The following is a 19782-nucleotide window of genomic DNA, read 5'->3' on the forward strand; positions in this document are numbered from 1 at the left end:
TAGGTTCCTACTTATATTGAGTGCGGTGGTAGAGAGTGCAAAAAACACCACTTTTCAATCGAGTTAAGAACCTATCCCCCTCTTAGGCAACCTTTTGTTTTTGTTCATTTGTTTGTGTTTCCTCCAGAATTTGCTGGATTTCTGACTGACAGGATCCGCAATTGGTTCCGGCTTTCAACGCAACGCCGATGGCTTCAACACTCATTCGGCCTTCTTCGACGATCGCGCGTTGAATTTCCAACAAGCCGACATTGAAACACGAACAAACAATCGCGCCTTTTTCGGCCACTTTACCCGCCGGTTTTGCACTTAATAACGACAAGCGATCCTGTGCATTCAATTCGTCCTGCGCAAACAGGCCTGTGATCCAGTTGCGCGATGGAATACCTTCAGGTGTGCGCGCCATAATCATGACGCCAACCGGTTTATCATCACGTAAAACCGCATAACGACGCGCGCCACGGCGTTCATCACTCATCGCCAGCATTTCACCTTGTCCCAGCAAAACGCCAGCATAATCATCCCAGTTGGACGGATCCCCAACACCTGCCACATCATAGATATAACACCCGTTTGAAAGACTACGTGTCCAATAGGCAAAACCCGATGGTTCCAACGTCTCCCGTACAATCAACAACGCATGCCAATCCGCGGCAAACGGTTTTAAACTGACTGGTGTATGTTTGCTTTCCGGCTGACCGGAATAAGGATCACAAACCGGGTTGACGAGACGACCAACAACGGCTTCCGCACTGTTTTCATCACTCCAATGCATCGGCATGAAGACTTCGCCACGTTTAACATTCTCGCTGACTTTTACCCGCAAAATCGCACGCCCCCAGTTTGATGTAACTTCCACCAAACCACCGTCCTGCAATTCTTCGCGCAAGGCGGCTTCGGGGTGAACTTCCAAATAAGGTTCAATCACATGTGTCGATAAGCGCGGAGACATCCCCGTGCGCGTCATAGTATGCCATTGATCACGGATACGCCCGCTGTTCAACACATAGGGATAATCCGCCGTGACAGGATAAACCGGGCTTTTGGGTTGAACGGGGACCATATTGCCCTTGCCCGAAGCGGTATAAAAACGACCATCCTCGAAAAAACGATCTTTCGCATATGTGCCGACAGGCCATTGCGTGGGTTCAATCCCATTAAATCCAGCACGCGATAAGCCGATCCAGCCGGATAAGTCAAAATCACGCCCGCCTTGATTTTCAAACGCAGATAAAGCGACATGCTCGCGAAATACGTCGTAGGAACTTTCATAAGGGAAAGCTTCCTCAAACCCCATTTTACGGGCAACGTGCGTGATGATTTTCCAATCGGGCAGCGCCTCGCCCGCAAGATCACAAAAAGCACGTTGTCTTGAAATGCGACGTTCCGTATTTGTCACCGTCCCGTTACGTTCCCCCCACGCAGCTGCAGGCAGAACGACATCGGCATAAGCCATCGTATCAGTATGATCCACACAATCAGACACCACCACAAAATCACATTTTTCCAAGGCTTCGCGCACCCGTCCCGCATCGGGAAGGGAAACACATGGGTTGGTCGCCATGATCCAGACCGCCTTGATCTGGCCTTCATGAATGGCTTCAAACATATCCAGCGCTTTTTTACCCGGTTCCTTTGCAATATTCGGCGCTTGCCAAAAACGCGACACCCGATCAATCCCATCCGGTGTAAAATCCATATGGGCCGCCAGCATGTTGGCCAATCCGCCAACTTCGCGCCCGCCCATTGCATTGGGTTGTCCCGTCACAGATAACGGACCGCAACCTTCGTGCCCAATGCGACCGGTAAAGAGATGACAATTGATAATGCTGTTGACTTTATCTGTTCCTTGGGATGATTGATTGACCCCTTGGCTATAAACACTCAAGGTTCGATCCGTCTTTAAGAACCCGTCATAAAAGGCAAGCACATCTGCGACAGACACATCACAGCCTTTTGCAACACTCAGGATATCCACAGCCGTTGCCTGCAATGTTTCGTCAAGACCTTCGACAAATTCTGTCACATAGGATTGATCTTTTGCACCATTTTGATCCAGATAAGTCAGCAGACCATTAAACAGCAAAACATCCGAACCCGGCTTGATTGCCAAATGAAGATCGGCAATTTCACAGGTCGCCGTTTTGCGCGGATCAATAACCACAACCTTGGTTCCCCGCTTCTTTTTCGCGGCTTTCAGACGTTGAAAGAGGATGGGATGACACCATGCGAGATTTGATCCAACCAGAACAACCAGATCGGACGTTTCCAAATCTTCATAGGTTTGGGGCACCGTATCAGAACCAAATGCACGTTTATGCCCAGCAACGGAAGAACTCATGCACAGGCGTGAATTGGTATCTATATTGGCAGTTCCGATAAAACCTTTAATCAGCTTATTTGCTACATAATAATCTTCGCTCAGCAACTGGCCCGATACATAAAAGGCCACACTATCGGGTCCATAGCGTTCAACCGTTTCCTTAAAACGGGTGGCCACCAAATCACTGGCTTGCTCCCATGTTGCAACTTGATGATTAATTTTCGGTGTCAGCAAACGGTTATCCTGGCCCAACGTATCCCCAAGAGCCGCCCCTTTGGAACAGAGCTTACCGAAATTTGCCGGGTGGTCGGGGTCGCCTTTAACGACAACCCCACCCGCATTATCTTTTGAAACCAGTACCCCGCAACCGACGCCGCAATAAGGGCAAGTGGTGCGAATGCTGTCAGCCATGCGTTCCTGTTGCCTCCGCCTCAACGTAGATACGGACAATGCCGTCTTTACTGGAAACCGGGATTACCCGCGCACAGCCATGATCAGGGTCCAGCACATCGCCTGTTTCCAGATCGATATTCCAGTTATGCAGCGGGCAGGCCACAGCCTTGCCATGCACAATCCCTTGTGACAGCGGGCCGCCGGAATGGGGACAGCTATCGACGATGGCGAAAATTTCATCATCGGCTGTTCGAAAGACCGCGATATCACCGCGCATACTTTTGACCACACGTGCCCCCAGCTTGGGGATATCGTTAACGGTGCCGACTTCAATCCAGTTACTCATTTTCCAATCTCCCTTTACTCAGCCGCAACAGCGGATAATGGTTTAAATTCACGCGCAGCCGCTTCTTCGTTGACCGCTTTGGCCCACGGGTCGTCCTGCCAGAATTTTTGTGAATAGATAAAGCGTGCGTTCAACTCTTTACGCTTGGCTTCATCTTCAACAACAATTTGTTTGATGTAATCCAGACCGACACGTTCAACCCAAGGGGCTGTGCGTTCCAGATAGCGGGCTTCTTCACGATAAAGCTGAACAAAAGCACCGCAATATTCCAGAACCTCTTGTTCCGATGCAACTTTGCACAACAAATCCGTTGCGCGGACATGGATACCGCCATTACCTGCGATGTGCAGTTCATACCCGCTATCCACACAAATCACGCCGAAATCCTTGATGGTGGCTTCTGCACAATTTCGCGGACAGCCAGAAACCGCCATTTTGAATTTATGCGGCATGTAGGATCCCCAGCTGAGTTTTTCCAACTGCACACCAAGGTCCATCGACATTTGTGTTCCAAAACGGCACCATTCCTTACCCACACAGGTCTTCACCGTGCGCAACGATTTGCCATAAGCATGACCGGACACCATCCCTGCTGCGTTCAGGTCCGCCCATACTGCCGGCAGATCTTCTTTCTTGATCCCGAACAAATCAATGCGTTGACCGCCAGTCACTTTGAGCGTTTTCACATCAAATTTTTCCGCCACATCGGCAATGGCGCGTAATTCTTTCGGGTTGGTTAAACCACCCCACATGCGCGGCACAACAGAATAGGTTCCGTCTTTTTGAATGTTGGCATGTGCGCGTTCATTAATATATCGCGATTGGGTATCATCGACATATTCACCAGGCCATGCGCACAACAGATAATAATTCATCGCCGGACGACATGATGAACATCCATCCGGTGTTTTCCATTCCAGCGCTTGATAGGCTTCTGGGATAGATTTCAACCCTTGTTCCACAATCGCAGCACGGACTTCATCATGGGTATGTTCGGTGCAACCGCACATGGGTTTAACGGTTTGTGCCTGATAACTATCACCTAATGTCACCTTCAGCAGGTTTTCCACCAGACCGGAACATGTCCCGCAAGAAGCCGATGCCTTGGTATGGGCCTTGACCTCATCCAAAGTTGTCAGGCCTTTTTCATTTACCGCCGTCACGATATCGCCCTTGCATACGCCGTTACAGCCACAAATTTCGGCGTCCATCGCCAAAGCTGCAACGGCTTCAAGAGGGTCCGCAGTCGCTCCTCCCCCAGACGCAAACGCTTGACCGAAGATCAACAGGTCACGAATATCGCTGATGTCCTGCCCGTCTTTCAACATCTGGAAATACCATGCCCCATCGGTGGTATCGCCATAAAGAACGGCCCCTTGAACTTTATTGTCTTTTAAGACCACGCGTTTGTAGATGCCACGGGCCGCATCACGCAGGACAATATCTTCACAGGCCTCACCGCCTGAAAAATCACCGGCAGAAAAAACGTCAACGCCACTGACTTTCAACTTGGTCGATGTCACAGACCCCTGATAAGCGTTGTCCGTTCCGGTAATATGATCCGCCAGCACCTTCCCCATTTCATAAAGCGGAGCAACCAGACCGTAACAATTTCCACGGTGTTGTACACATTCCCCAATGCTGTAAATATCCGCATCAGACGTTACCAATTGATCATTCACCAGAATGCCGCGCTCGACTTCCAATCCCGCTGATTGTCCAAGGCTGACATTGGGGCGGATCCCCACAGCCATCACCACAAGGTCAGCTGCGATTTCACGCCCGTCCGCCAAGCAGACTTTTTTAACCCGGCCATTTTCACCAATGATTTCTTTGGTATTTGCCCCGGTTAAAACATCAATACCGCGCCCTTCTAATTCCTGCTTCAACAGAAAACCAGCGGCCTCATCCAACTGACGTTCCATCAAGGTATCCATCAGGTGAATGACGGTTGCTTTCATACCGCGACGTTGCAGACCATAAGCCGCTTCCAGTCCCAACAGCCCGCCACCGATAACAACGGCGTTTTTATACTGTGAAATCGCTTCTTCCATGACATTTACATCATTCATGTCACGAAACGAAATCACCCCGTCCAAATCTTTACCCGGTACCGGAATGATAAAAGGTTCAGATCCGGTGGCAATTAACAATTTATCATAAGCCGCTTCAATGCCATTTGCAGATTTCACAACCTTTGCCGCTCGGTCAATTTCCGTAACCTCGGCATCGGTGTGCAATGTAATTTTATTTTCAGCATACCATTCAGGTGAATTAATCACGATTTCATCAAAAGTCTTTTCCCCGGACAAAACCGGTGACAACATGATGCGGTTATAGTTTCCGTAAGGCTCTGCGCCAAAAACAGTGATTTCAAATTGATCGGCGTCGCGTTTGAGAATTTCTTCCACACAGCGCATGCCCGCCATACCATTACCAATAACAACCAGCTTTTTCATAATTTTTGTTCCTTTCACGCGGCTTCTTGATCGTCAGCTTCACAAACGTCTTTATCATCGGTTTGCGGTTCCGGATCGCCATGTTCATATTCAGCAAGGAAAGAGAGGAGTTCTTCGCGCAGTTCGTAATAACGCGGATGTTCCAACAATTGTTTGCGGGTCCGTGGGCGTGGCAGATCCACTTCCATGATCTTACCCACCGTTGCATGTGGCCCGTTTGTCATCATAATGACGCGGTCTGCCAATAAAATGGCTTCATCAACATCGTGGGTGACACACATGGCTGTGACTTGTGTACGTTTCCACACATCCATCAACACTTCTTGCAATTCCCAACGCGTCAAACTATCCAGCATGCCGAACGGTTCATCCAGCAGCAAGAATTTAGGGGACAAGGCAAAGGCGCGGGCAATTCCGACCCGTTGACGCATCCCGTTGGACATTTCAGAAGCCGCTTTATCCATACTGTCGGCCAAACCGACACGTTGCAGGTAATATTCAACGATATCGTTGCGTTCCTGTTGATTGGCATGGGGATATACCCGTTCCACACCGATCATCACATTGTCACGCGCCGTTAACCACGGGAACAGGCTGGGGGCCTGAAAAACCACGCCCCGATCCGGGCCTGCCCCATCAACTTCGCGTCCATCCAGAATGATCCCGCCTTTGGAAATCTCGTTTAACCCGGCAGCCATTGTCAAAACTGTAGACTTGCCACAGCCTGAATGCCCGATAACCGAGATAAACTCCCCTTTCTTGAGCTGCAGATTAAAGTCATCCACCACAGTCAATGGGCCTTTGGGGGTGGGGTAGACCTTGTGAACATGGGAGAAATCGACAAAACGATGGGTATCGCCACTGCGGGCTTGCGCTGCCTCTTTCGCCTTTTTCGGCATCCGTGATCCCGGCATAATCGGGCTGACGGAGGGCAGCGGCGCAAATTCGCCGGTTTCAGCATTCTTTTCAATCCCCACATCGATCAGATACTGAGTGACGTCTTTGCGCAGCTTCTTGAATTTTTCATCATGGTTCATGGCCGTACGATCACGCGGACGATCCAGATCCACCACAAAATCCGGTCCAAAGGTCGCGTTCGGCCCCGGTGTCAGCGGAATGATACGGTCGGCCAGCAAAATTGCCTCATCCACATCATTGGTAATCAGGATGACGGTTTTCTTTTCCTGTTCCCAAATCCGTTCGATCTCGTCCTGCAGGTTGGCCCGCGTCAATGCATCCAATGCAGACAGCGGTTCATCCAGCAACAGGATTTGCGGACTCATGGCCAAGGCACGCGCAACAGCTACCCGCTGACGCATCCCACCAGACAATTCTGCCGGTTTACGATCCTTGGCGTGGCCCAAACCGACCATTTCCACATAACGGTGAACACGTTCTTCTTTTTCCTTGCGGCTGGCTTTTTTGAAAACACTGTCAACCGCCAGCATCACATTGGAAAAAACAGACATCCACGGGAAAAGGGAATAGCTTTGAAAAACCAGTCCACGGTCCGGGCCTGCACCTTCAATTTTCTTGCCGTTCAGGGTAATTTCGCCACTGTCCGGTTCGATCAGTCCGGCGATTGCCGAAATCAATGTGGTTTTACCGGAACCGGAAAACCCGACGATGGCAACAAACTCACCTTCTTTAATCGAAAGATTGATGTTGTTCAGGACTTCGGTGCGTTCCGCACCTTTGCCATAGCCCTTGTTTACATTTTTTAGCTCTAAGAATGACATGGGGGTAATCCTTTTTGCGTTTGGGTTAGCGTTTGTCACTGAATGTGAAGAGGTCTTGCAGCGTGTACATGACACGATCAAGGGCAAAACCGATGATCCCGATGGTGAAAACCGCCACCATAATGCGTGCAAGAGAATGGGAGCTGCCGTTCTGGAATTCATCCCAGACAAACTTGCCAAGCCCCGGGTTCTGCGCCAGCATTTCTGCAGCAATCAGAACCATCCACCCCACACCGAGTGACAGACGTAAGCCTGTAAAGATCAACGGCAGGGAAGACGGTAAAATCATCTTGAAAATCGTGGTTCTGGCATCCAGTCGCAAAACGCGTGAGACGTTCAATAAATCCTTGTCAATCGAAGCAACCCCAAGCGTGGTATTGATCAACGTCGGCCACAAGGAACACAGCGTCACCGTAATCGCAGATGTCAGGAAGGATTTATCAAACATGGGATCATCACTGACATAAAGGGCCGAAACTACCATTGTCACAATCGGCAACCATGCCAGTGGTGAAACCGGTTTAAAAATCTGGATCAGCGGGTTAAAGGCTGCGTTCATGGCTTTTGATAAACCGCAGGCGATCCCAAGGGGAACAGCCACCAACGTTGCCAACACAAATCCCATAAACACCGTTTTCAAGCTGGTAAGGATCTGATCAATATAAGTCGGCTTGCCGGTGAACTGACGGATTTTGACTTCCGCATCCGGGTTCTTTTTCAGTTTGGCGGCGTTGCGTTTTTCTTGGCGTTCATAGAATTTATCTGCCTTCTCACGCATCTCCACATGATCCTGCCATAACAAGACCGTTTCTTCCGCAACCTGTACCGGGCCGGGAATATTGCCCAGACTGGTTTCGATTGAGGTTGATGCCTGCTGCCAGGCAAACAGGAAAATAAGGATGGAAAGAAGCGGAATACCGACATTTTGCCAGATTTTTTTCATCGCATCCGAGGAAGATGTCGCACCGGGAACAATTCGTCCCAGAAAGCCGACATCAGCAGTTTGAACAGAAGTTTCGGACATATGGCACCTGTAAAAAATAAATGGATTCAAAAGTTAAAAATGAAAGAGGTCTTGTTTTTTTTGGGGGGGCTTGGGGGTATCAAGATCAACGAGATGATTTGACACCCCCTCGCCGAGGGCAAACTTGTTATTTGGCAGCGACTTCCGTACCTTTGATGACTTGTGCGCCCTTCAGGCCAATGCCGAATTTTTCGAGATAGGCGTTCGGTTGGTGGCCGTCATAACTCACATTGTCGATAAAGTGCGTTTGCGGATCACGGAAACCATCTGTATCCCACGGGAAATCCTCCTTCGCGACCTGACCTTCATCGACCAGCATTTTCGCAGCTTTCAGGTAGATATCCGGGCGATAAACTTTCTTCGCAATTTCAAAAAACCACTCGTCTGTTTTGCCTTCGGGGATTTGGCCCCAACGGCGCATTTGCGTCAGATACCAAATCGCATCGGAATAATAAGGATAGGTTGCGAAATAACGATAAAAGACGTTGAAGTCCGGCACATCGCGCTTATCGCCTTTTTCATATTCAAACGTCCCGGTCATCGAGTTTGCAATCACTTCAACGTCCGCCCCGACATATGCGGATTTCGCCAAAATTTTCACAGCTTCCGGACGGTTGGCGTTGTTATTTTCATCCAACCATTTTGCTGCACGGATCAAGGCTTTGACAACGGCGGTATGTGTATTTGGATATTTTTCAGCCCATTCATTGGACACGCCGAACACTTTTTCGGGGTTGTTTTTCCAAATTTCGTAATCGGTCACAACCGGTACACCGATCCCTTTAAACACAGCTTGCTGGTTCCACGGTTCGCCCACACAATACCCAGAGATCGTCCCGGCTTCCAACGTCGCGGGCATTTGCGGCGGCGGCGTTACAGACAACAACGCATCACCCTGAATTTGACCGGAAATATCGGTTTTGGAATAAAACCCCGGGTGAATGCCACCAGCGGCCAGCCAATACCGCAGCTCATAGTTATGGGTGGATACAGGGAAAACCATCCCCATGTTGAAAGGCTTGCCTTCTGCCTTAAATTTTTCCACAACCGGTTTCAGATAATCAGCCTTAATCGGGTGCACGGGCTTACCGTCTGCGTCTGTTGGGATATGTTTTTTCATCTCCGCCCAAACGTCATTGGAAACCGTAATTCCGTTCCCATTCAAGTCCATCGAAAAAGCCGTAATAATATGGGCCTGTGTACCAAATCCAATCGTTGCTCCCAACGGTTGCCCGGCCAGCATATGCGCACCATCCAGTTCGCCATCAATCACGCGGTCCAGCAGAACTTTCCAGTTTGCTTGCGGTTCCAGCGTGACATAAAGACCTTCATCTTCGAAAAAACCTTTTTCATAAGCAATGGCCAGCGGGGCCATATCTGTCAATTTGATGAAACCGAATTTCAGTTCCTCTTTCTCCAGATCCAGCATGTCCGCCAAGGCAGAACCGCTCATGGCACTCAGGGCGACAACAGCACCTGCCAGAACGGATTTGAATGACTTAAACGTTTTCATATCGGCTTGCTCTCCTTAAAAGTTTGCCTTGTTTTTTCAAACCAGATCGCCAGAACCGATCTAAAAAAACAAAAACGCCGCTAACAAAGCGCACCCGGGGAGGACGATGGGGGATGCGATTGTCAGCGGCGTTGCTGATTGTCCTAAAGGACGATATAGGATCCGGCATCTTTGCCGGACATCTGCTTTTTACCTTACAAGGTTCGTGCCAACTTTTACTCACCCACAGCAAACATCAATAAAATCATATATTTAAACATTGTGCAGTGCGGTATTTTATTCAGTACGGCTTCTTTTTAACCTTGTGCAATGCAAAATATTAGAGCAGTTCGAAAATATTATGCATAATTTTTAATCACTATTTTTATTTGTTTATTTTTTATGCAATATCAAAAAGGGCAGCTTCATTAATGTCGGAAAATTCCCCACCAATACAATCCAGATAAGTTTGCGTTGAGAAGGCATCTTTCAGGGCGGTTTCCACAATCATGTCCGACTGAATTTGCCCCCAGCGTTCCATTTGTCGCGTCAACCAAAAGGCCGCGCTTAAATGGGGACAGCTATCCCCATGTAAAGACATAAAACCATCAACATGGCGCGACGGCTTCCCCTTCTTAAGGGACAAATCCCCGCTTAATGCTTTAAGGATAATCTCTTTCGGGACATCCAAATATTGATGGTCTGATAAAACATGCGCCAATTCATCGAAGTTTTCCGCATTACCGGCCCAATCAGCCGCTTCCTTCATTGCGCACAACAAAGCTTTTAAGGCTTCCGGGTTAGCCTCACACCAGTTTTTACGAACGCCCAATAGTTTTTCGGGGCTCTGCGGCCAAATTTGCGATGTCGAGGCGATAATCACGCCAATATCCTGCGCAACCGCCAAAGAATTCCACGGTTCCCCCACACAAAAACCATCCAGGCGCCCTTGTTCAAGGTATTGATCCATAAACGGCGGGGGGACAACCTGCAAATGAACATCAACATCCGGGTCAATCCCACATGCCGCCAACCAATAACGCAAATGATAGTTATGACAGGAAAACGGAAAGACCATCCCAAAGCGCAGAACAGGTTGCCCTGCATTTTTGCGCGCCTCAATCACAGCCTTCAACGCCTGCCCGGTCACAGATAAGTCCCAGCTTTCCAGTAACCCCTGTGTATGAGCACTCATGGCATCATATAAATCATGTGACACCGTAATCGCATTACCATTGCGCCCCAAAACAAAGGGCGCAACAATATCGCAACTATTGGGCATCAAGGACAAATTACCCGCCAAGGCCATCGGGGCCAACATATGCGCGCCATCCAGATATCCTAAAAACACCTTATCGCGAATATTGGCCCAGGAAACTTCTTTTGACAAAGACAAGTCCAGACCGTGTGCCTGTGCAATTCCCTTTTCACGGGCAACCGCCAAGACCGCGCAATCCACAAGCGGGACAAATCCGATATTCACATTTTGCAGTTTTGATTTCATAACTACCCCAAGATCTCTGATGCGGTCACAATACTGCTGGCGATATCACTGATTTTCTGACCTTTGTTCATAGCTGTCTTACGCAACAACGCATAGGCTTCGGCCTCCCCAATGCCGCACTGTGTCATAAGTATTCCTTTGGCCCGTTCCAGAACCTTACGATCCTGAAGGGCATTTTTGGCCTCTGCCAATTCTTTATGAAGTTTAGAGAATGCGTTAAACCGGCTCACCGTCATTTCAACAATAGAGCGCACCCGTTCACTTTTTAAACCGTCAACAATATAGGCGCTGACCCCGGCATCGACCGCCTGCGATATGGACTGACTGTCCGAACTATCGACAAACATTGCAATCGGGCGGCGCACTTCCCGGCTGACCTGGAACATCTGTTCCAGCACATCGCGGTTCGGGTCTTCCAGATCAATTAAAATCACATCGGGATCAAGCATAAAAATACGCTCAGACAAACCACGCGTATCTTTCAACCATTCCACACATGTCAGACCACTGGCGCGCAATCCTTCAAGCAAAATAGCAGCGCGTGTTTCATTTTCGTCAATGACTAATATTTTAAGTTCAGCGTCCACGGCTGAGCACTTTCAAAAAAATTTAAACTTATTGAGCACTACGTTGCAAAAGCCATGCCGGAACTAAAGGATGAGGTTTTCCAATACGTTCATTCCAATTACCCATATTGCGCTGCACAATATTAGGCGGCATGCGCCCATTTTTTAGGCAAACCGGCCAGGGCACATTCCTAACGGCTTGCTTTTTATAACTTTTCCAAGTGGCATGGAAAGTGCTTGATAGAAACCAAAGGCCCGATCGCCAGACCGCTCACACGGTAGGGTCCTCACCCATTTTATTGAGGAGTTTCCCATGTTGGCCAAGATTGTAGACTTTCAGCCCAAAAATAAAATTCAAAGCCAGAACACAGGCTTAACCGAGGCCTTGAGCTTTCTAAATCGTGTGTCAGCGATTGTTGATCGCCATGACGATTTTAAAACAGCAACCCAGCAAATCTTTGCCGAAGTCTGTAGTTACACCCAATGGCCAATTGCCCATCTTTACATCAACACAACAGAAAAACCGGATACTTATATTTCCAACGGCATTTGGTTTTTAGAAAACGGGTTTGACAAAAACGCCATTGATGAATTCGTCACCATCAGCGAAGAAAGTATCTTTGAAACGGGCAAAGGCCTCATCGGCCTGATCGCACAGGAAAAAGAAGCCAAAGCCATCGAAGACGTTACCGTCCTGACACAGTTTCTCCGAGCCGAGGCGGCAGCGCGTAACGGCGTGCGTGGTTTTTTCGGTTTTCCCATTCTGGTTAATCAACAATGTGTCGCCGTTGCTGAATTTTATAGCCGTCAAACCGGACTGCTTGACCCAACAGCCTTGGAAATCATGCAATATGTCAGTTCGCAATTGGCGCGTCTTTATGAACGGGCAACCCATCTTGATCACCAAGAACAATTGATCAAACAGTTTCAATCCAATGTGCAAACATCTATCCAAAAACTGGCCGAAGGTTCCCGTGAACTGGAAAATGTAGCCAGTGGTGTTCAGCAGCAAGCCAACTTAACCAACCGTCAAAGCGATCAGGTCACACGCGGCAGCAATTCCATTGCCGGTAATATGGAAACCTTGCAACAGGCAATGGAAGACCTCGTCCATATTGAAGGTCAAACGTTGCAGTCCAGCACGACCGTCAATTCAACGGTTGAAGAGCTGGCAAAAAATGTCATGGCAACCTTACAGGAATTACGCCAGTTGGGCACACTCAGCGCCCAGATTGAAAGTATTGCCCAGAACGTTTCTGAAATATCGTCCCAAGTGCGCATGCTCGGTCTCAATGCCTCCATCGAGGCGGCACGGGCTGGTATTGCAGGTAAAGGTTTTGCCATTGTCGCTGGTGAAATTAAGTCACTGGCTCAACAATCAGAAAAATCATCGCAGGACATCTCCACCCAACTCAGTGAAATTCGCACAATTGCTGATTCCAGCATCACCTGCATGCAGACCGTTCGTCAGTCTATGGACATGCTGGAAAACTGTACGGGAAATCTGAGCAACGTTGTCGATCAACAACATCAAGCTACCAAAACCATTCGCCAGAATCTAACAGATGCCCAAGGCACCTTTACCCATATCGGACAGGATATCGCAGGCATGGGAAACGCATCGGCAGACTTGCTGAACTTGGCACAAAATGCCAGTACACAAGTCCAATCCATCAAAGGGTTAAGCGAAAGTATTTCAAGTTCCAGCCATGATTTTATCGCCGCGCTTAAAAATTAGACGATACCTCAATTCAACTGTTTTTCGTGACCTCTGCGCCAAGCTGACATAGTTTGGTGTTTGAGTTTCACGAAACACAGGGCCGTCATCAAGGCATCATGAACCGCGTTATGCGCTGGCAACGCAGGTAAATCGAGTGTTTTTCGAATATTTTCGAAACTCAAATCAACATAGCGGTCGATATCCCCACGCGTTTGCCAATCATAATATTGGGCGGAAACTTCAATTTGACGATTAGGCAGGCCAATGCCGATCATATCCTTCAAATATCGATTAACCACCGCAACATCGAATTCCAGATAATAGCCAACAACAGGACGGGGACCGATAAATTCCACCAATTGCTTAACCGCATCCTGTACACAATGGCCTTTTTTTGCATCGGTTTTACGAATACGATGCACCTTGATCGCCTCTTCATCAAAATTGCCTTCGGCGCGGACTTCCAGATAAAATTTTTGGCTACTCAACACACGATGGTCACGGATACGCACCGCCCCGATTGATAAAATTTGTGCCATGCGCGGATCCAAATTGGTGGTCTCCAGATCAAAGCAGACATATTCATTTGCCGGCTCTTCTTCAAAAAGGAAACCATAAGACAGGTCTTGCAACCGCTTTTTCATCCATGCCCGTTTTAACCTCTGCCACATGATTAAAAATGTCCCAGATTGAAATGATGACTGACCACGTTTTTAAATTCTTTCACCAACTGCAAGGAATCTTTGAGAAGGTCTTTTTCCAGCTTATGCAAACTCTTGATCCGCACAAAATTAGTCGCCCCTTTAAATTCCCCATCCGCGTTGAACGAGGCTTTTAATTTTAGTCCCCGCAAAAATTCAAAGGCATCAATTAAGTCTTCGCCAAACCGCTTATCAAGGACACCTGCTTCTGCCAAGGCCGAAATGCGACGCAAGGTGTTGGTGGTATGGATTTTATGCTTGATCGCCAAAACGCGCGCACCGTGAACGATGGTGAAAATTCCACCTTTTTTCAAATCCATCTCGCCTTCATGCTCGCCCTTTTCGACTTTCAAACGGTGAAACATGCCCAATGGTGTATCAAACGACACAATCGGGGCGGCAAACATGGTATAAAACCCATCATGGTCGCTGAGAACCTGATGAAAATATTCTTTGGCCTCGCGCAATAAATTCTTATCCCCACAGGCAGATACCGCATCGACAAAGGCCGACAAGCCAATCATGCTGTTTTCATCCGGTTGATTGATCCATTGGAAAATTTTGCGCTTATACTCACTCAGGCTCATGCACCAGTCCGGGTTGGACACCATCATATGACCGGGACAAGGTGGAAAGCCAAAACTGTCCAACACTTCTGAAAACTTTTGACCAAAGGCACGCACAGTGTCCACATCATATCCATCGCGAATAATCAGCGCATTATCCTGATCGGTACGCAAAACCTGCTCGCGCCGACCTTCACTGCCCATAATAATCAGGCACGTATTTTCCATCATCCCCTTTGGGGCAATGAAGTGCGTCAACTTGGTAAAGACACGCTGATTTACCTCGGACACCAAACGCGTAATAATCGCAATACTGGTTCCGCTATCATGCAGCAAGCAAACCAGATCGTTAATCCCACTGACCACATCTTTTAATTCTGACAGATTTTGTGCGCGTTCCACCTGCAAAAACAACAAATAGGAATGGTTGGACAAGAAACTAAGCAAATCAGTCAGTTCCAACACCCCTGTAATATGGTCGCCATCTCGAACCACAACCCGATTGATCTTATGCTTCACCATTGTAATCATGGCATGGCTCATGGGGTCTTGCTGGTTCACCCCGATTAAATCAATCAGGCACACATCCCCGACCGGGGTTTGCGCCGGGATCCCGTCAATCAAGGCACTGTCACGCAGTTTTGAGGATGTAATCAAACCGCATACCTCGTTTTGGCGATCCGTCACCAAAATAGATGTCGTCGCATGATCACGCATCAAACGGGCCGCATCCGACATCGGTGCACTGGCTGCAATTGATAAAGGGTGCGGGACAACTTTTTGCACGGGCGTTGCCAACAAGGGGCTGGCTGTGTAACTGGAGGCCCGCGCCGGGGTCATGTTCACTTTGTCACGGATGGATTTAAAAAAGAAACTATGAAAATCTTCATTCTGTTTCAAAATATCTTCAAACAGGGCCGCAGGCAGCAAATAGATCAAGGCCTCTTCCACCACCGTAAAGGTACTGGAACGTTTTCCTTCAATCAGCCATCGTGCACCAAATACATCATGTTCGCCATGCACATTCAGAGTTTCCCCATCCTGTGTTTCATGGACAATGCCTTTAATTAAAATGAAAAGGGACTGGATATCCTTGTTTGGCTCAATCAGGACCTCGCCTTCCTGAAAATAGCCAATATCCAGCGCCTCGCTGAACTTATCGCGTTCAGACGGCCTCAACAGGTTGAAAGGCGGAAAATCAAAATTAAAAAACTCGGTCATCGTGTGATCACTTTCACAAGAAAAATCCCGAAAAAGAAGGGCCGAAATTTCCCTCCCCTTTCAGGACTTCAAGTTTGACAAGTCTAGAGATTGAAAGGCATGGGTCGCATCCCTTTCGATCTATTGAACCCATTTTAGTGGGCAGAGGCACCTTCCGCACCCACACCTGTTTGCGAACGAACAGATTGTGAGTCAAACAGTTCCGCTTCTTTACGGGCTTGTTCAGAATTATCCAGTTTCGAGAAAACATAGATCGCAAGGAATGCCGTTGTCATAGAGAACAGAGCCGGGTGGTTGTACGGGAAAATTGCTTCTTCAAAACCGAAGATGCTGACCCAGATGGTCGGTGACAGGATCACCAAGATCAATGCTGTCAACAGGCCGATAAAGCCACCAATGAACGCACCGCGCGTGGTCAAACCTTTCCAGTACATAGACAGGATCAGAACCGGGAAGTTGGCAGAACCGGCAATACCGAAGGCCAAACCAACCATGAAGGCAATGTTCTGTTTCTCAAAGGCAATCCCCAAAACGATAGCCAATAGACCAAGACAGATGGTTGCAATACGAGAAACGCGGATTTCCTGTTGTTCTGTTGCTTTGCCCTTTTTGAAGACAGAAGCATACAGATCGTGTGAAATCGCAGACGCACCCGCCAAAGCCAGACCGGACACAACCGCAAGGATTGTTGCGAAGGCAACGGCTGAAATAAAGCCGAAGAACAAGTCACCGCCAACCGCTTTTGCAAGGTGCATCGCCGCCATGTTGCCGCCACCAAGCAATTTACCGGCCGCATCATAGAAGCTTGAATCTGTACCAACGATAACAATCGCACACAGGCCCATCGTACAAACAACCATGAAGAAATAACCGATAAACCCGGTTGCGTAGAACACAGATTTACGAGCTTCTTTCGCATCCGTTACCGTAAAGAAGCGCATCAGGATATGCGGCAAACCGGCTGTCCCGAACATCAGAGCCAAGCCCAATGAAATCGCAGAAACAGGATCCGCCAACAAACCGCCCGGTGCCATCAAGGAAATACCGGATTTGTGAACTTCCGTTGCCTTGGTTGCAAGTGCTTCGAAATTGAAGCCAAACTGGGACATGGCCATAATAACCATGAACGTGCCACCAAACAGCAGCAGGCAGGCTTTGATGATCTGTACCCATGTGGTTGCAATCATGCCACCAAACGTCACATAGACCATCATCATGATACCGACGAGAACAACGGCATAAGCATAGTCCAGACCAAACAGCAATTGGATCAGTTTACCTGCACCAACCATCTGCGCAATGAGATACAGGACAACAACTGACAACGCACCGGAAGCCGCCAAAGAACGGATCGGTGTTTGTTGCAAACGGAAAGAACAGATATCAGCAAACGTAAATTTACCAAGGTTACGCAAACGTTCCGCCATCATAAACAGGATGATCGGCCAACCGACCAAAAAACCGATGGAATAGACAAAACCGTCGTAACCTTTTGCAAATACCAAACCGGATAAACCCAGCAAAGTTGCCGCAGACATATAGTCCCCCGCAATCGCAAGACCGTTCTGGAAGCCTGTGATCCCGCCACCAGCAGTATAGAAATCTTTTGCTGATTTTGTACGGCGCGCCGCCCAATATGTAATCCCCAAGGTAATACAAACGAAAACCACAAACATGGAAATCGCAGAAAGGTTAACCGGCTGTTTCGTAACTTCCCCTTCAATTGCACCAGCAGCCCATACAGGATCGCCCGCAAACAACATAAGGGCAAAAAGACCGGATACGGTCAAAATACGGTTCAAACTCATTTGCTTGCATCCTCCACAATCTGTTTGTTGAGGGTGTCAAACTCACTGTTGGCACGGCGCACATAAATCCCTGTGCTTAGCCATGCAAGAACGATAATCGCCGCCCCGATCGGTATACCAACGCTTGTCGTCATACCTTCAGCCAACGGTGTCGCCAGCTTTTCAGGTGCAAAGGCAACAACCATGATAAAACCGTAATAAACGGTTAAAACAATGATAGACAAAATAAGAGCAAAACGTCCCCGACGCTTTTGCAAGTCACTAAATCGCGGATCTTTTTTGATCCGCTCATAAATATGTTCAGACATTTTTTTCTCCCCGCCCAATATGAAATTGGGTCATTAAATCTGCCCCCTTGCCATATACCGATTTAATCTAATAATCCAGTATCAAAATACCGATTTGCGCATTTTATCGCAGGTTTCTGCTGGTCTTACCGATTTTTATCAAAATATAAAAACTTAAAAGAAGGAGAAAATTACCTGAAACGGTTGAGTTTTCTTGCAGTGCAATGCCGCAGATGCACAATTTACATTACAAAAATATAATTCAGTTATTTTACTGCCCGGCCTTTCTTTTTGCAGATCAATTCTCAAAATATCTTTTGCGGGGATATTAAATAGCCGGATTCGGCATAACTTCGACTGTTCGGTCAAGTTTTGAGGTGTACATACGCTTATTCCCCCCTTAAAACCCGCACAAACTGTAAATTTTCACTCAACAGAGAAAATAAAAATTGTAATGTGGCATGATTAAATTAACTTAGTACCAACTCTGGCCTTTTAGGACAGAATACTAGGGGTTCCCCCTAATCATCCACTTCGTTTCAAACTGAAAAGCAGGGACTGCTATGTTCAACAAAAAAATCCTTGGCGCTTTTGCAACAGCCGCTTACATCGGTGCCAGCACTCTTTTCCCCGCTGTTGCCCAAGCTGACAGCAAAACCGTTAAAATCACCGCAATCGTCGAACACCCCGCCTTGGACGCTGTGCGCAAAGGCGTCAAAGACGTTTTAGGTGAAAATGGCTATAAAGTGGGTGAGAACCTGAACTGGGAATTCCAAAGTGCACAAGGCGATGTCGGCATTGCGGGTCAAATCGCCAAAAAATTCGTCGGCGAAAACCCTGACGTAATCGTTGCCATCGCCACCCCGTCTGCACAAGCTGCTGTAGCTTCTGCGCGCGGCACGATCCCTATTGTCTTTTCTGCCGTAACCGACCCGGTTGCCGCCAAACTCGTTAAATCATGGAAAGCGTCCGGCGGTTCCGTCACCGGGGTCAGCGATATGCTGCCGCTGGAAAAACACCTGCAACTCATCACAGATGCCCTGCCGAACGCAAAAACCATTGGCGTTCCCTACAATCCGGGTGAAACCAACGCTGTTGTACTGGTCGAAAACTTCAAAAAAATCGCCGAAAGCAAAGGCATCAATGTTGTCACGGCCTCCGCACCATCTAGTGGTGACGTTTTGATGGCCGTTCGCAGCCTCGTCGGTAAAGTCGATGCGATCTATGTCACAACCGACAACACCATCGTCAGCGCATTTGAATCGGTTGTTAAAGTCGGTATCGATGCTCAAATCCCGGTCTTTGCCGGGGACACGGGTTCGGTTGAACGCGGCGCAGCCGCTGCCCTTGGTTTTGACTACTACGACATTGGTCGTCAAACAGGTCAGGTTGTTCTGGACGTCCTGAATGGCAAAACAGCTGGGGATATCGACGTTCAAGGTGTGGAAAAAACCAATTTGCACATCAATCTGGGGACAGCCAAACAAATGGGGCTGACTTTCGACGAACAAATGGTTAAAAAGGCCGCAAAAGTCGTTGAATAATCTTTCTTGATTTCACGACCTGTTCTGATTGATCCGCTGCCTTCATCCATGAGGGCGGCGGATCATACTATATAGATGTAAGGTTCTGG

At 48.2% G+C, this 19782-nt stretch carries 14 protein-coding genes; 2 read left to right on the forward strand and 12 right to left on the reverse strand.

All coding sequences use genetic code 11. The annotated features are described in order from the left end of the window. Positions 1-82: 82 nt before the first annotated feature. The 8 genes from ACN0VA_RS00075 to ACN0VA_RS00110 form a co-directional block, all read right to left on the reverse strand. Positions 83-2734, reverse strand: a complete 2652-nt coding sequence (locus ACN0VA_RS00075) for a molybdopterin-dependent oxidoreductase (RefSeq protein WP_417819163.1) — start codon at positions 2732-2734, stop codon at positions 83-85. After that, positions 2727-3062, reverse strand: coding sequence for a nitrite reductase small subunit NirD (nirD, locus tag ACN0VA_RS00080; RefSeq protein WP_188663408.1), 336 nt, complete (start codon positions 3060-3062; stop codon positions 2727-2729). Before nirD ends, ACN0VA_RS00075 begins: the two co-directional genes overlap by 8 nt. A 14-nt stretch (positions 3063-3076) precedes the next feature. Beyond that, complete coding sequence (gene nirB / locus ACN0VA_RS00085) at positions 3077-5521, reverse strand: nitrite reductase large subunit NirB (protein WP_417819164.1); 2445 nt, start codon at positions 5519-5521, stop codon at positions 3077-3079. 14 nt (positions 5522-5535) lie between these two features. Beyond that, complete coding sequence (locus tag ACN0VA_RS00090; protein ID WP_188663419.1) at positions 5536-7260, reverse strand: ABC transporter ATP-binding protein; 1725 nt, start codon at positions 7258-7260, stop codon at positions 5536-5538. 25 nt (positions 7261-7285) lie between these two features. Beyond that, on the reverse strand, positions 7286-8284 hold the full coding sequence (locus ACN0VA_RS00095) for an ABC transporter permease (RefSeq protein WP_417819165.1): 999 nt from the start codon (positions 8282-8284) through the stop codon (positions 7286-7288). Positions 8285-8411: 127 nt separating this feature from the next. Continuing rightward, a complete protein-coding gene (locus ACN0VA_RS00100; RefSeq protein WP_417819166.1) occupies positions 8412-9797 on the reverse strand; it encodes a CmpA/NrtA family ABC transporter substrate-binding protein in 1386 nt (461 codons plus the stop codon). Between the two features lie 379 nt (positions 9798-10176). Further along, a complete protein-coding gene (locus tag ACN0VA_RS00105; protein WP_417819167.1) occupies positions 10177-11280 on the reverse strand; it encodes a CmpA/NrtA family ABC transporter substrate-binding protein in 1104 nt (367 codons plus the stop codon). Positions 11281-11282: 2 nt separating this feature from the next. Beyond that, positions 11283-11867 carry an ANTAR domain-containing response regulator gene (locus tag ACN0VA_RS00110; RefSeq protein ID WP_417819168.1) on the reverse strand — a complete coding sequence of 195 codons (585 nt, stop codon included), beginning with the start codon at positions 11865-11867 and terminating at the stop codon, positions 11283-11285. A 292-nt stretch (positions 11868-12159) separates the two neighbouring features. On the opposite strand from ACN0VA_RS00110, the gene ACN0VA_RS00115 reads away from it, so the two are divergent. Further along, positions 12160-13584, forward strand: coding sequence for a methyl-accepting chemotaxis protein (locus ACN0VA_RS00115; RefSeq protein WP_417819169.1), 1425 nt, complete (start codon positions 12160-12162; stop codon positions 13582-13584). An 8-nt stretch (positions 13585-13592) separates the two neighbouring features. Here ACN0VA_RS00115 and ACN0VA_RS00120 read toward each other — a convergent pair whose 3' ends face one another. From ACN0VA_RS00120 to ACN0VA_RS00135, 4 genes are all read right to left on the reverse strand, one after another. Then, positions 13593-14237, reverse strand: a complete 645-nt coding sequence (locus ACN0VA_RS00120) for a 3'-5' exonuclease (protein ID WP_417819170.1) — start codon at positions 14235-14237, stop codon at positions 13593-13595. A 2-nt stretch (positions 14238-14239) separates the two neighbouring features. Continuing rightward, positions 14240-16054 (reverse strand): putative nucleotidyltransferase substrate binding domain-containing protein, encoded by a 1815-nt coding sequence (locus ACN0VA_RS00125; protein ID WP_417819171.1) that lies wholly within the window; start codon positions 16052-16054, stop codon positions 14240-14242. Between the two features lie 134 nt (positions 16055-16188). Beyond that, positions 16189-17862, reverse strand: coding sequence for a cation acetate symporter (locus ACN0VA_RS00130; RefSeq protein ID WP_417819172.1), 1674 nt, complete (start codon positions 17860-17862; stop codon positions 16189-16191). Then, a complete protein-coding gene (locus ACN0VA_RS00135; RefSeq protein ID WP_417819173.1) occupies positions 17859-18170 on the reverse strand; it encodes a DUF485 domain-containing protein in 312 nt (103 codons plus the stop codon). Before ACN0VA_RS00135 ends, ACN0VA_RS00130 begins: the two co-directional genes overlap by 4 nt. A gap of 542 nt (positions 18171-18712) precedes the next feature. Here ACN0VA_RS00135 and ACN0VA_RS00140 point away from each other — a divergent pair. Then, the gene (locus ACN0VA_RS00140) at positions 18713-19693 is read left to right on the forward strand and encodes an ABC transporter substrate-binding protein (protein WP_417819174.1); all 981 of its coding nucleotides are present in this window, start codon (positions 18713-18715) and stop codon (positions 19691-19693) included. Positions 19694-19782 lie beyond the last annotated feature (89 nt).

Origin of the sequence: Terasakiella sp., assembly GCF_048267425.1 — a bacterium.
Classification (GTDB): Bacteria; Pseudomonadota; Alphaproteobacteria; order Rhodospirillales; family Terasakiellaceae; genus Terasakiella.